We start from the raw sequence: 12,331 nt of genomic DNA, 5'->3' as shown, positions 1-12,331 counted from the left end.
TAAAAAAAGTTAATTGTTAAAACGGTTACAAAATTGATGCTATATTGCTGTATCTATCAAACTATTTTGACGTATGAAAAAATATTTGCTTTTAGCCATACTTGGCTATTTATCTATTTATAATCCTGTTCAAGCTCAGTTGGAGAAGGGGACAGGGTACATAGGGACAACAATTGGAATCTCCGGAGCGAATACTTCTGTCACCAACGAATCAACTAGCAAATATAAACAAGGACGCATAGGTTTAACTCCATCATTGTCTGCAGGGAAATTTGTCAAGGATAATTTTCTTTTAGGATTGACTATAGGTACTGGAATTGATCTACTGACAATCAAACAGGGAGACCAGAAAAATAAAATTAGTAACATGTCCTACTATGTAAGTCCTTTTATAAGAAATTACAAAACGATTGGTAGTCAATCCAAATGGGCTGTGTTTTTGACATCATCGGCTGACATTGGTCTGTATAGGTATAAGAATGAGTCTGCCAATAACACTACTAAAACAAACGGATTTTCAACTGGATTGAGTGTGAAACCAGGCATTGCTTATTGGGTCAGTCCACGCTTTTCTCTGGAATCCGACATTAATCTGCTATCGTTAGAAGCAGGTTACTCCTCTTTTGAAGAATCAAACTCATTCTATTTCAGATCCGCTGCAACAAGTAGCCTGAATGGCTATTTCTCGGTTCGGGCTGCATGGTACATTCAAAAGCACTAATTATATGAAAAAGATATTATTACTAGCATTGCTTATCGGTTTCGGTACAATAGGCTCATTGCAGGCCCAGTTTACAGGTAAAAAATTTCTTTCAGGAGATGCATTAATCAACTTTCAACAAAATAATGATGAGCCCGATATTTCAAGAAATGAATATGGCTACAACTTCAATATTTCTCTTGGTAAGTTCAAAACTGAAACGCGAGCAACGGGATGGACAATTAGTAATTCATTGGCGGGAGGAAAAAAATTGTATTCGGTAAATAACAACAATACAAATGTGAATATTGAAAGGTCTGGTATTAGTTCTGTTGGTTTTGGTGTAGGACGCTTCTGGCAATTTTACAAGCATTTCAATGAACACATAGGTATTTTTGGAGGCCCATCGGTAAACTTGGGCTTTGATAATTCCAAAACTTATACACCTGATAACGGGTCTTTACAAGAGACAATAGGAAATAAGGTTACTTTGGGATTGAATTTAAGTGCCGGAGTCTACTATAATTTATCAGAAAAATGGTGGGTAACAGCAAGTCTGGCATTTGCCAACCCGGTTTCTGTGAGTTATCAAAGAAACAAACATGTTTATCCTGATCTTGCTTTTGAAGATATAAAAATCAATCAGATTAACTACCAACTCACGCCTACATTTACATTCCCAAGTGTAGGCCTTGGTGTTCGTTACTTTTATGGCAGATAAGATGATGGACTGAATAAATAAATCAAATTATTCAGTTATAAAGACTGTAGGTACGCCTTATTAGCGTATTTACAGTCTTTTTTATGAAGAAGTATTTTTTCTTATTGGCTTTTGCAATGCTGGCAGCTTGCCAAAGATCCAACTATGTATCAATCGAAGCGCCTTGGAAACCAGACTATAAACTGGACAGATCCGAAAATTCTATCGTAGCTTTTGAAAAAGCAGACGCAGAGAACATGCCAGCCGACGGTGGCATTGTTTTGACTGGTAGTTCATCTTTCACCAACTGGAAGCAGGCTGCAAGCGACCTTGCTCCGTTGCCCGTGATCAATAGAGGCTTTGGTGGTTCCACTTTCCCGGAGGTCATATATTATGCTGAAAGGTCGGTCATCAAATACAAACCTAAAACTGTTGTCATTTATTGTGAAAATGATATGTTCGGACAGAAGAAGAAATCTCCCGAGCAGGTACGTGATGCCTATGTGGCACTCACCAAATTACTCAGAGAGCAGCTTCCCGGAGTAAGGCTTTATGGTGTTTCTCTGAAACCATCACCTTCACGATGGGCACAGCGTGAAGATGTGATCAAGGCTAATAAGCTGATTCAGGATTTTATTAAAACAGACAAAAAGCACGACTATATTGATGTTTGGCCTGTCATGCTAAAAAATGGACGTCCTGATGCGGGTATATTTTTAAAAGATAGTCTTCACATGAACGAAGAAGGTTATCGCCGCTGGACTAAGGTTTTAAAGCCTATACTTGAAAAGACTGTTTAGAATTGAAAAAGTAGGATTAAGGGTATAGGTTTCAAAGTAAAGTCAGTATATTGACCAAAAAATACATTTAGGATTTAATAAGTGATCTAGCATTCAAATAATGAAAGTAACGGCGGTTTTTGACATTGGCAGGACCAATAAGAAATATGTACTTTTTGATGAGAACTATCAGATAGTAGAAGAATTCTCTGAGTCACTCCCGGAAACAACGGATGAAGACGGGTTCCCGACGGAGGATATAACGTTATTAACCAAATGGGTGCAGGATCATTGGGCGGCATTGCTTAATAATCCTAAGTATGATATCAAGGCAGTGAACGTGGCCGCCTACGGCGCAAGTCTGGTCCATCTTGATGGTCAGAATAAGCCGCTTACTCCACTTTACTCTTATCTGAAGCCTTTTCCTGAAGCACTTTTAAAACAGTTTTATAGTACATACGGGGAACCAACCAGGCTCTCTTTACAAACTGGTTCTCCGGCAATGGGTATGCTCAATTCCGGGATGCAGATGTACTGGCTGAAATATACCAGACCGGAGATTTACAAGCAGATTGTTACGACCTTACATTTGCCGCAGTATATTTTATACCTACTGACGAACAGAAAGGTAAGTGACTACACCTCATTGGGATGCCACACAGCATTGTGGAGCTTTGAAATGTGGGATTACCACGAATGGGTAAAAGCAGAGGGGATTCATAAAAAGTTCGCACCTGTATTGGCTTCATCGTCATTTATTTACCGCCACGGAGAAAAGGGAATTCAATCAGGATTCGGGCTACACGACAGCTCATCGGCATTGGTGCCTTACCGAATGGCAGTGAAGAAACCATTCGTTTTGCTCTCAACAGGTACATGGTGTATCAATTTTAATTCATTTTCAGCCAAGCCGCTTACTTATTATCAGCTGGAACGTGACTGTATGAATTACCTTACGCCGGAAGGTAGTGGGGTGACGGCGTCGCGTTTATTCCTGGGCCGCGAGCACGATTACCAAACTGCACGTATAGCAGAATACTTCAGGGTAGAACCCGACTTTTATAAAACCGTTGATTACAATGCGGATGTTCTCAAAGTGGATGCTCCTCCATTTTATTCTGCTTGTATGACTGGTAACGGTCCATTCCCTGAAGCTAACACGAAGGAATGGCAGGTGAGTGCATTTGCTTCGGCTGAGGCTGCCTATCACCATTTGTTAAAGGGACTGACAGACATGTTGACTGTTTCACTTCAGTTGGTGGGTATCAATGATGTCCAGTCTATTTATGTAGACGGAGGTTTTGCGAAGAATAACATCTTTACCAAACTGGTAGCGAAGAATTTTCCTAATCATGCCGTATATGCTACCAATCTTCCATATGCCACTTCGCTTGGGGCAGCGTTACATGTAACGCGTCCTCAAACATTCGAATTCTCCGGAGAAATTCATGAGATAAGCGCGGAATAGGTTTTTTTGGTTAATAATAAAGAAAGAAATCCTGTCGGTCATGTACCCTCAGGATTTCTTTCTTTAATATGTACCAGCCAAATCAGCTGATTCTGCTCCAGTTTGTCTGTTCTTTTTTGATCTTACTTAAATGCAATTGTATAGGCGCATTTTCGGGCTGCTGGAGATCCGGATCGGCTGCGAGTATTGCCTCCACACAAAGCCTTGCAACCTTGAGTATTTCTCCGTCCTGAGCAAGATTGGATATGAGTAAATCCATCAGACCACTTTGTTGTGTACCTGTGATATCACCCGGCCCACGAAGCTGGAGATCTACTTCTGCAATTTCAAATCCATCGTTCGTTCTGCACATGGTTTCTATGCGCAGACGGGTATCTTTACTGATTTTGTAATCGGTCATCAGTATACAATAAGATTGCTCTGCACCCCGGCCAACTCTTCCTCGTAGCTGATGTAGTTGAGAAAGTCCGAAGCGCTCTGCATTTTCAATGACCATTACTGAAGCGTTGGGTACGTTTACTCCAACTTCTATCACTGTTGTCGCAACCATTATCTTTGTTTCACCCCGCACAAATCGCTGCATTTCAAAATCCTTGTCTTTGGACTTCATTTTTCCATGCAGGATGCTGAGCGGAGTATCCGGAAATGCACGGGCCACACTTTCATAGCCATCCATTAAATCTTTCAAATCCAGTTTCTCAGATTCCTCGATCAGAGGATATACCATGTAAACCTGTCTGCCCTTATTGATTTCCTCTTTCAAAAATCCGAATACAGACAGTCGGTGTGCATCATACTTGTGCACGGTTCTGATGGGTTTTCTTCCCGCGGGTAGCTCCGTTATGGCGGAAATGTCCAGATCGCCGTACAAAGTCATAGCCAGTGTGCGGGGAATGGGGGTTGCTGTCATAACCAGAATATGAGGATTGATTCTCTTATTTTTTGCCCAGAGTTTGGAGCGTTGGGCGACACCAAATCGGTGCTGTTCATCAATAATACACAATCCCAAATTCCGAAACTGCACTATATCTTCGATCAGTGCATGGGTACCTACAATAATTTGCATAGAACCGTCCAGCAACTCCCTATGGATTACTTCCCGTTCTTTTTTTCGGGTAGAACCGGTTAGTTTACCAATGTTGATGCCCAATGAATCTGCGAATTTCTTCAGCCCCTGATAATGCTGATCGGCTAAGATTTCCGTTGGGGCCATCAGGCATGCCTGTGCATCATTATCCAGTGCAAATAGCATAGTAATGAAAGCAACAATAGTTTTTCCGGAACCTACATCTCCATGCAACAAGCGGTTCATCTGTTTCCCTTTTTTCAGGTCTTCATGTATTTCGTGTAATACCTTTACCTGCGAACCGGTGAGCGTGAAAGGGAGATGATGTGCATAAAATTCCTTCACCAGGTTCACTTTGTCAAAAACGAGTCCGGGGAATTCCGTTTTATGCAGGAGTTTATTTTTTAGTAAGCGAAACTGGTTGTAAAACAGTTCTTCGAATTTCAACCGCCGTTGCGCCTGATGCAGCCAGGCGTGACTTTGAGGTAAGTGAAAATTCCAGACAGCATCAGCTTTGGAAACCATCCTGTACTTTTGAATGAGTTCTGCCGGTAAGGTCTCTGCAAGATGCGGACGAGATACTTCCAGCAAAGTTCTCATCATTTTACTGATGGCTTTGCTGTCAATGAATTTACGTTTGAGTTTTTCAGTGAGTGAATATATGGGCTGCCAATAGCCTCCATGCGCATTTTCGGAGGTCAGCAGGTCAATCTCGGGGTGTGTAATGCTCCATTTGTTTCCGAAAGCAATGGGTTTACCGTATACAATGTATTCGGTGTTAGGTCTTAGATTTTTTTCAAACCAATTAATACTCTGAAACCACACCAGCTCCATGATACCCGTCCCATCGGAAAATGTTGCAACCAAACGCTTTTTGCTTCCTTCCCCGGTGATGCTCCATTCGCGTAGGCGCCCTTTAATCTGAGCTGCCGGCATCTGCTCGTTTACCTCAGTGATTTTATGAAAAATGGTACGGTCTTCATGGCGATACGGATAGTATTGGATCAGATCTCCGAAATTGAAGATACTTAATTCCTGATTCAACAGGGCAGCTTTTTGAGATCCCACCCCTTTGAGAAATTCAATGGGTGTATCAAAAAAGTTGCTGCGTACGGGTGGAGTGGACTGGCTCATTTTTCAAAAATACATGGTTTTTACCAAATGCTTATTTTAAGCCCTCCCATTTCACAACTTTTACCAATCTCCATCGTTAACTGTTTTTTACCACCAAAATTTTAATTCTAAATTTTATGAAGACATCATTCTTGTCATTGTTATTTGTATTTGCTGCTTTTGCAACTGTGTTAGCACAAGGTAGCCCAAGGGTTACGGCCGAAGGTAAGAATGTAAGTGTTGCTTACGGACAGCCTTCAAAGAAAGATAGACTAATCTTTGGTAAGCAGGATAGCCAAAGTCTTGAAAAGTATGATGCGATCTGGAGAACCGGTGCCAATAAATCAACAGAAATTACTTTCAAAAAGGACGGTATGTTTGGAGGGAAAGCAGTGAAGGCGGGTACTTACAGCCTGTTTACCATTCCTGGTGAAAAACAGTGGACTGTTATATTAAATAGTGTTTTGGGACAATCAGGTGCATTCGAATATGATAAAAATAAAGACAATGATGTACTGAAAGTTACGGTTCCTGCTAAAAAGTATTCAACCGTTCAGGAGAAACTTACTTTTACAGTTACAGATAAGTCGGTTGATTTTCAGTGGGATAAAGAAGGGTTTTCAGTTCCTGTAAAATTCTGATTTGATAAACTGTCTTGAAACAACATATGATCGCTACGCCCAGTGCCCTCAGCTTGAAGGTACAGGGCGTAGCGGTATTTGTATAGGTTGGTTTATTGATCAAATACGTAAGGTGCTGTGTAACAGGATAAAAAGTCTATTAAGTAGCACACACTAATCGGGCATACTTTGTCTGATCATATTTTCCAGCACCGACAAATGCACCGCAAATGCTCTCTGGCCAATCTCTGTGGACCGGTACGTAGTAAGTGGTTTTCGTCCTGCGAACTGTTTTTGAACCTGCAGATATTGTGCATCTTCCAGTGCTCTGAGGTGTGATGCAAGATTGCCATCGGTGAGCTCCAGTAAATCCTTCAGTTCATTAAAACTCATAGATTCATTCGCAACCAACACCGACATAAGTCCCAGCCTGATTTTACTCTCAAATATTTTATTGAACTTCTGTAACCAATCCATTCACACACTGCCGCCCGCAGTTAATTGTTTGCATCTATTAAAAACATAGCATCGCGGTTTCGCAGCCATACCGCCTGATCCCGCTGATTATTGGCATGCATCGTGACCGCTGACGAAATTACGCCTGTTCCAAGTGAAACCCAGAAAAATTTTCGAAGGTGATCACGGTTCCCGGAAATAAGAGATACAATGGTTCCAGCTGATCCGGCAATAGATATGGCCAATCCGATATTGCGTGTTCTTCTGGATTTGAGATATAGTTGTAACCCGCCCTGGGATATAGAAAACTCTCTTAAAAGTGATTTATGACCCGAGTAAAGCATGTTGTTTTTAACAAATCGATTGCTTCCCTGGAGATAAATAGTCTCTTTATCATACCATTTTTTCAGAGGTGTTCCCAGCGTGTCCGATACAGTTTGTGCCTGTGTATTACCTGAAAATGAGGTCAGGAAAAAAAATAAAGCAAGGGTTGAAGGCCAGCGTCTATGCTTACAGAAATAAACGCTGATGGCTGTAGCTTCCGGAATTAGGTTGATTTTTTCTGATGAAGCTAATCGTAAGTGAGTTGACATATTGAGAGTTAACAGAATGTATGTCTGATATTTGACTATAGTCCGTTATTGAAAAATGCTAAAAGTTTGGGAATGAAAATGATACATCCGACCACTACCGCTACAAGAGCAAGTATCAAAACTCCGGCTGCAGCCAGGTCTTTTACATCCTTTATAGCAGGGTGGTAATCCGGAGAGACCACATCAGCCAGTTTTTCTATGGAGGTATTGATAGCTTCAGCAGACCAGACCAATCCGATTAATATTGAAACGATGCACCATTCAATTGCAGATATTTCAAAGAAAACTCCTGCAATAAGGACTAGTATAAACGCAAGCAGATGTATGCGGGCATTATTCTCATAACGGAACAAACTGTAAATCCCCATACCGGCATATCGAAAACTGCGAATGGCCTTACGAATATCTACCGGTTGATTCATAATTTTTGAGTTCAGCGAAAAAATGAAACGCAAAGTACAACAACATGAGCACGAACGAAAATGCGAATGTATGTTTTATGGCTAGCGGGTCCTGCAAACTTGTCACGATTCCTCGTACTAAGGCGCCTGGCTGTGTCAATACGTCCCAGCTGTTCCATCTTCCAAATCGTCCCAAAAATACTCCGAAACCACTCAGTATCATGGAAATAGTGATGAGCATCCAGGCTACCGGTACATTCCATGTCTTTACCGCAATTCTATGCACAATTCGAACAGAATAAAGTCCAGCCAGAAAACCCGAAACTGCAAACATGAAGATCATGAGGGAATCGAACCAAAGCATTTCTTCGGGCACCCCACGAAGATGTTTGAGGTCGGTGATGATGTACGGTGCATTCGGAAAGAATAACAACCACACGATAAAATACAGCATAAGTATCCAAAGTGGGGAAGGAGCAGCAACCTCTTTTTCCCAAACCCATTTCATAAACAGAAGCGGTATCCATGCTAAGAACAAGTTCCATGTCAGAAATATAAACCCCAGATGCTGGGTTGCGAGTATTCTGACAGTGAGTAGCGCTACTGACGCAAGTGAGACAAATGCTACGAGAGCAATTTTCTGGTTGTTTTTTAAATACCGGAGCAGTGTGAATAACATCATTTATTTTTTTTAAAGTACTTTGTTTTGCAAAGTTAACGGATTGAATTTTTTAAATTATCAGAAGCGCAGAAATAAATTGATTAGCGTGATGATCTGAAAATGGGAAAGCCACAGCGATCAGAAATATGCTGTGGCTTTTGATATGATATTGGAAGTGTCGTGCCGGGTAAATCCCGAAAATAAATCGATTATTTTGACGCAGTATATGCTTTCATCATAGCCCATTCACGACCTGCATTTTTTGCTTTGAATGTTTCCAGGCATCCGGTATCCTGCATTGTGATGTAGCAGGTTTTACCGTTTTTGCCTCCAAAGCAGATATTGGATACCTTTTGGCCAAGTGTTTTTATTGTTTGGATAATCTTTCCATCAGGTGATAAGACTGCCACTTCTCCGTTCCCATGACGCGCTATATAGAGGTTACCAAGCACATCACAACGCATCCCGTCGAGCCCGCCCTCACTGAATTGATGAACCAATCTTTTATTGCTAAGTTTCCCATCAGCTGCAATGTCAAATGCCCACACATTTCTTTGCACACTCTCATTCACATAAAGAGTCTTCTCATCAGGACTTACATCGATACCATTGGTAGTACCCATGTTTTCGGCTGCTAATGTAGCTTTGCCATCCGGAGACACGTGCCATACCTGTCCTGTACCATTTTTCCAGTTGGGATCGGAACAAAAAATGTGGCCTTTTGCTGTGATGGCCAAATCATTAGGCTGGTTCATTTTGGGCTCATTCACGAACACAGTCAGATTTCTGGTAATCAAATCCACCTTTAATATGTTGTGTCCTGTAAAATCCGCTACGTAAAATGTGTTCTGATCTCCAAAACGGATTCCATTTCCTGTACTGCCCTTGGGTAAAGTGGTAAAGAAGCTGGTTTTTCCTCTTTTGTTAATCACAGCAATTGTTCCATCCCGGGCAAAATTGACTGCGTACACATTTCCTTCTGAGTCGACAGCCGGTCCCTCACAGTTGTTAGTGAACTCTCCCTGCGCCGAAAAATTTTTACTCACAGTTTGAGCAATCGTCGGAAAAGAGATGCTTAGTAATAGGATGGCTTGTAAAATATTCTTTTTCATGAGCCTGAATCAAAGAAGATCTGAATTAAGGATTTCTCCACTTAATAGCACAGCCGATTGGCTTGGTAGTGGTGGTTACTACTGGTTTTTCATTCAGTAAATTATTTACAGCATCTTCAACATAAAACTTATTGGCGCCCGAAGGATCCTGAGGATTATCGTCGATCATACCAATATATTTCACTATGAATTTACTTCCTGTTTTCTGAAGTACATATGCTTGAGGAGTACGCGCTACCCCAAACGCTTTCGCAGTTTGCTGAAAGTCATCAGCCAGGTAAGGATGCGGGTAATTTTTTGAGGTAGCTCTTTCTTTCATTTTGTCCAGCGTATCATCCTGTTGAGTGGCAGGATCGCTGGGATTAATGGCAATCACCGGAAAGTTTTGAGACGCAAATTTATTATGAAGTGCTATAATGCGGTCTTCATATGCTTTGGCAAAAGGGCAATGATTACTAGTGAATATGACGATGATACCTTTGGTATTCGTATAATCATTCAGCGAAACTGTGCCGCCGCCTGTACTTTTCAGTGAGAAACTGTTTACAGCATCCCCGATGCGGTAGCCTGAGGTCTGTATGAAGGATTCAGTATTTACATCATTCTTCACGCTGTTTGTAGCAGGTGCCGCAGCTACTCCTGACAGAAGCACCAACGAGAGCCAAACGTAAATTTTCATTTGTTTATTGATCTTGTTCATTGGGTATCAAGACGGTGTCATAGCCAAAGGTAACCATTTCTCTTGTTAAGGTTTGTTAATGCTTTTTATACCTGAAAGATGGCTCACAGAGCCTGTATTTTATAAAGGTAACAGGTTACTTAACTTAAAAAAGAGGTATTTGAAAATTTATTGAACGGTCACTATTTATGCGGGAAGTGCCACGAATTAATTGCCAAGTTATCAGTTATTTAAATGATCGGATGGCCAATCAGATATAACCACATTTGAAACCTTTTGTATGCGCAAATAATTCAGCGTAAACTATTGTGAATCTTAGGGGACTTGTCTATCTTTGCACCTCAAATTTCGAATAGTATACCAATAACAAATTAACATGTACGCAATCGTAGAAATCGCAGGTCAGCAATTTAAAGTTGAAAAGGGTCGCGAAATCTTCACGCATAGGCTTGAAGGTGACGTGAACGCTGCACTTGTATTTGACAAAGTCCTTCTCGTTGATAACGGAGGCACAGTACAGGTAGGTCTTCCTACAGTAGCAGGAGCTTCTGTAAAAGTAACTGTACTTGAGCACCTTAAAGGTGAAAAAGTAATCGTCTTCAAAAAGAAGAGACGTAAAGGTTACAAAGTGAAAAACGGTCACCGTCAGTATCTGACTAAGATCAGCATTGACGAGATCGTAGCTTAATTTGCAGATCATCTCAGCTGCCAGCAATTACTGTCAGTTATTTTAAAATTATTCAGAAAACATATTAAAGTAAAGATATCATGGCACATAAGAAAGGTGTAGGTAGCTCGAAAAACGGACGTGACTCAGAAAGTAAGCGTCTTGGAGTAAAATTATTCGGTGGACAGCATGCTAAAGCTGGAAACATCCTGGTACGCCAGCGTGGAACAAAACACAATCCTGGTAAAAATGTAGGTATCGGTCGTGACCATACTTTATTTGCCTTGGTTGAAGGTCATGTAGTTTTCCGTAAGACGCGTGAAGATAAGTCTTACGTTCACATCGAGCCTATCGCTGAAGTAGCAGAAGCTTAGTTTTCCGGTACTACAATAAATTTACGACAAAGACCTGCAGGAATACTGCAGGTCTTTGTCTGTTTTTGTAGTCTTCTATTTTAATTCCCAAGGGATAAAAACTTTATCATTTGGTTTATAACATTAGTTCTATGGTTTCGTCTTTATAAACCACTATGATGCTACCGGAGGTTGGGTGAGCTATGAAATAAATTATACTTATTAAGTATCCGATTGGTAAAATTTGAACAACAATGAAGCTTTGTTAAACCAAAAAAAACATCTTCGTGTTGTTATTGAATTAAGTAGAAACAGATTTTAAGTAACAATACAACACCATGTTATCACGCCCCATTTTTGTATATACAGAGCTTAGTCCGAATCCTAATTCAATGAAATTCGTATTGAATTTTGAACTGGTACCGGATGGGCTCTCCTTTGACTATCCATCTGTAGAGTCGGCATTGCTTGAAGGAAGTGCTTCTCCGCTAGCTTCGGATCTTTTTCAGTTTCCACATGTACAGCGGGTTTTTATCGCCAGTAATTTTATTACAATTACAAAGAGTGATGATATTGCCTGGGAAGAAGTTCTTCGTGATACAAAGCAATTTATCAAAATATACTTTGAAGAAAATCATCCTGTTTTTGCTGAAAAAACGATTGAGAAAAACACAGTAATCGTTGATTCCAGAGATTCGGATACAATCCAAAAAATTAAAGCAGCGCTGGATACTTATGTTCGTCCGGCAGTTGAATCAGATGGTGGAGCGATTAACTTTCACTCATTCAATGAAGAATCAGGAGTAGTGAAGGTATTGTTGCAAGGTTCATGCAGTGGTTGTCCATCATCTACACTAACCTTGAAAGCGGGGATAGAAAATTTGCTGACACGCATGGTTCCTGACGTGAAGGAAGTGGTAGCGGAAGGGGTTTAGTCTGAAATATGAACGCTTGGTAAAAACT

The 12,331-nt window shown here is 40.8% G+C and carries 15 protein-coding genes; 8 read left to right on the top strand and 7 right to left on the bottom strand.

The genetic code is table 11. From position 1 onward, the window contains the following. Positions 1-73: 73 nt before the first annotated feature. From AC1XUE_RS17395 to AC1XUE_RS17380, 4 genes are all read left to right on the top strand, one after another. On the top strand, positions 74-721 hold the full coding sequence (locus tag AC1XUE_RS17395; protein ID WP_483357257.1) for a hypothetical protein: 648 nt from the start codon (positions 74-76) through the stop codon (positions 719-721). A 4-nt stretch (positions 722-725) separates the two neighbouring features. Next, entirely contained in the window at positions 726-1,421 is a 696-nt protein-coding gene (locus AC1XUE_RS17390; RefSeq protein WP_483357256.1) for a hypothetical protein, read from the top strand. 83 nt (positions 1,422-1,504) lie between these two features. After that, the gene (locus AC1XUE_RS17385) at positions 1,505-2,200 is read left to right on the top strand and encodes a GDSL-type esterase/lipase family protein (RefSeq protein WP_483357255.1); all 696 of its coding nucleotides are present in this window, start codon (positions 1,505-1,507) and stop codon (positions 2,198-2,200) included. A gap of 100 nt (positions 2,201-2,300) precedes the next feature. Next, positions 2,301-3,647, top strand: coding sequence for an FGGY-family carbohydrate kinase (locus AC1XUE_RS17380; protein WP_483357254.1), 1,347 nt, complete (start codon positions 2,301-2,303; stop codon positions 3,645-3,647). A gap of 82 nt (positions 3,648-3,729) precedes the next feature. Here AC1XUE_RS17380 and recG read toward each other — a convergent pair whose 3' ends face one another. Then, complete coding sequence (gene recG, locus AC1XUE_RS17375) at positions 3,730-5,847, bottom strand: ATP-dependent DNA helicase RecG (RefSeq protein WP_483357253.1); 2,118 nt, start codon at positions 5,845-5,847, stop codon at positions 3,730-3,732. A gap of 116 nt (positions 5,848-5,963) precedes the next feature. Here recG and AC1XUE_RS17370 point away from each other — a divergent pair, with 116 nt between their 5' ends. Further along, positions 5,964-6,467 carry a DUF2911 domain-containing protein gene (locus AC1XUE_RS17370; protein ID WP_483357252.1) on the top strand — a complete coding sequence of 168 codons (504 nt, stop codon included), beginning with the start codon at positions 5,964-5,966 and terminating at the stop codon, positions 6,465-6,467. 153 nt (positions 6,468-6,620) lie between these two features. On the opposite strand, the gene AC1XUE_RS17365 is transcribed toward AC1XUE_RS17370, so the two are convergent. The 6 genes from AC1XUE_RS17365 to AC1XUE_RS17340 form a co-directional block, all read right to left on the bottom strand. Next, entirely contained in the window at positions 6,621-6,923 is a 303-nt protein-coding gene (locus AC1XUE_RS17365) for a winged helix-turn-helix domain-containing protein (RefSeq protein WP_483357251.1), read from the bottom strand. 20 nt (positions 6,924-6,943) lie between these two features. Then, positions 6,944-7,495 (bottom strand): hypothetical protein, encoded by a 552-nt coding sequence (locus AC1XUE_RS17360; protein WP_483357250.1) that lies wholly within the window; start codon positions 7,493-7,495, stop codon positions 6,944-6,946. Between the two features lie 35 nt (positions 7,496-7,530). Then, the gene (locus AC1XUE_RS17355) at positions 7,531-7,917 is read right to left on the bottom strand and encodes a diacylglycerol kinase family protein (RefSeq protein WP_483357249.1); all 387 of its coding nucleotides are present in this window, start codon (positions 7,915-7,917) and stop codon (positions 7,531-7,533) included. Next, positions 7,892-8,578, bottom strand: a complete 687-nt coding sequence (locus AC1XUE_RS17350) for a DUF1361 domain-containing protein (RefSeq protein WP_483357248.1) — start codon at positions 8,576-8,578, stop codon at positions 7,892-7,894. Before AC1XUE_RS17350 ends, AC1XUE_RS17355 begins: the two co-directional genes overlap by 26 nt. 188 nt (positions 8,579-8,766) lie before the next feature. Continuing rightward, complete coding sequence (locus tag AC1XUE_RS17345) at positions 8,767-9,669, bottom strand: SMP-30/gluconolactonase/LRE family protein (protein ID WP_483357247.1); 903 nt, start codon at positions 9,667-9,669, stop codon at positions 8,767-8,769. 25 nt (positions 9,670-9,694) lie between these two features. After that, complete coding sequence (locus AC1XUE_RS17340) at positions 9,695-10,348, bottom strand: thioredoxin family protein (protein ID WP_483357246.1); 654 nt, start codon at positions 10,346-10,348, stop codon at positions 9,695-9,697. 376 nt (positions 10,349-10,724) lie between these two features. Here AC1XUE_RS17340 and rplU point away from each other — a divergent pair, with 376 nt between their 5' ends. The 3 genes from rplU (at position 10,725) to AC1XUE_RS17325 (ending at position 12,303) form a co-directional block, all read left to right on the top strand. Then, positions 10,725-11,036 carry a 50S ribosomal protein L21 gene (gene rplU / locus AC1XUE_RS17335; protein ID WP_115834265.1) on the top strand — a complete coding sequence of 104 codons (312 nt, stop codon included), beginning with the start codon at positions 10,725-10,727 and terminating at the stop codon, positions 11,034-11,036. Positions 11,037-11,116: 80 nt separating this feature from the next. Then, on the top strand, positions 11,117-11,389 hold the full coding sequence (rpmA, locus tag AC1XUE_RS17330; RefSeq protein ID WP_483357245.1) for a 50S ribosomal protein L27: 273 nt from the start codon (positions 11,117-11,119) through the stop codon (positions 11,387-11,389). A gap of 317 nt (positions 11,390-11,706) precedes the next feature. Further along, a complete protein-coding gene (locus AC1XUE_RS17325) occupies positions 11,707-12,303 on the top strand; it encodes a NifU family protein (RefSeq protein WP_483357244.1) in 597 nt (198 codons plus the stop codon). The last annotated feature ends 28 nt before the right edge of the window (positions 12,304-12,331 follow it).

Source organism: Dyadobacter sp. HNCC25DJ187 (genome assembly GCF_056895255.1).
The sequence above is the reverse complement of the archived record's forward strand: the minus strand, read 5'-3'. Positions and strand labels throughout refer to the sequence as shown.

Bases quoted from the DNA above. Each gene is read 5' to 3' on its own strand.
- AC1XUE_RS17325 (WP_483357244.1), top strand. From the start codon at position 11,707: ATGTTATCACGCCCCATTTTTGTATATACAGAGCTTAGTCCGAATCCT.
- recG (WP_483357253.1), bottom strand. From the start codon at position 5,847: ATGAGCCAGTCCACTCCACCCGTACGCAGCAACTTTTTTGATACACCC.
- AC1XUE_RS17385 (WP_483357255.1), top strand. From the start codon at position 1,505: ATGAAGAAGTATTTTTTCTTATTGGCTTTTGCAATGCTGGCAGCTTGC.
- AC1XUE_RS17390 (WP_483357256.1), top strand. From the start codon at position 726: ATGAAAAAGATATTATTACTAGCATTGCTTATCGGTTTCGGTACAATA.
- AC1XUE_RS17355 (WP_483357249.1), bottom strand. From the start codon at position 7,917: ATGAATCAACCGGTAGATATTCGTAAGGCCATTCGCAGTTTTCGATAT.
- rplU (WP_115834265.1), top strand. From the start codon at position 10,725: ATGTACGCAATCGTAGAAATCGCAGGTCAGCAATTTAAAGTTGAAAAG.
- AC1XUE_RS17380 (WP_483357254.1), top strand. From the start codon at position 2,301: ATGAAAGTAACGGCGGTTTTTGACATTGGCAGGACCAATAAGAAATAT.
- AC1XUE_RS17340 (WP_483357246.1), bottom strand. From the start codon at position 10,348: ATGAAAATTTACGTTTGGCTCTCGTTGGTGCTTCTGTCAGGAGTAGCT.
- AC1XUE_RS17365 (WP_483357251.1), bottom strand. From the start codon at position 6,923: ATGGATTGGTTACAGAAGTTCAATAAAATATTTGAGAGTAAAATCAGG.
- AC1XUE_RS17360 (WP_483357250.1), bottom strand. From the start codon at position 7,495: ATGTCAACTCACTTACGATTAGCTTCATCAGAAAAAATCAACCTAATT.
- AC1XUE_RS17370 (WP_483357252.1), top strand. From the start codon at position 5,964: ATGAAGACATCATTCTTGTCATTGTTATTTGTATTTGCTGCTTTTGCA.
- AC1XUE_RS17350 (WP_483357248.1), bottom strand. From the start codon at position 8,578: ATGATGTTATTCACACTGCTCCGGTATTTAAAAAACAACCAGAAAATT.
- rpmA (WP_483357245.1), top strand. From the start codon at position 11,117: ATGGCACATAAGAAAGGTGTAGGTAGCTCGAAAAACGGACGTGACTCA.
- AC1XUE_RS17395 (WP_483357257.1), top strand. From the start codon at position 74: ATGAAAAAATATTTGCTTTTAGCCATACTTGGCTATTTATCTATTTAT.
- AC1XUE_RS17345 (WP_483357247.1), bottom strand. From the start codon at position 9,669: ATGAAAAAGAATATTTTACAAGCCATCCTATTACTAAGCATCTCTTTT.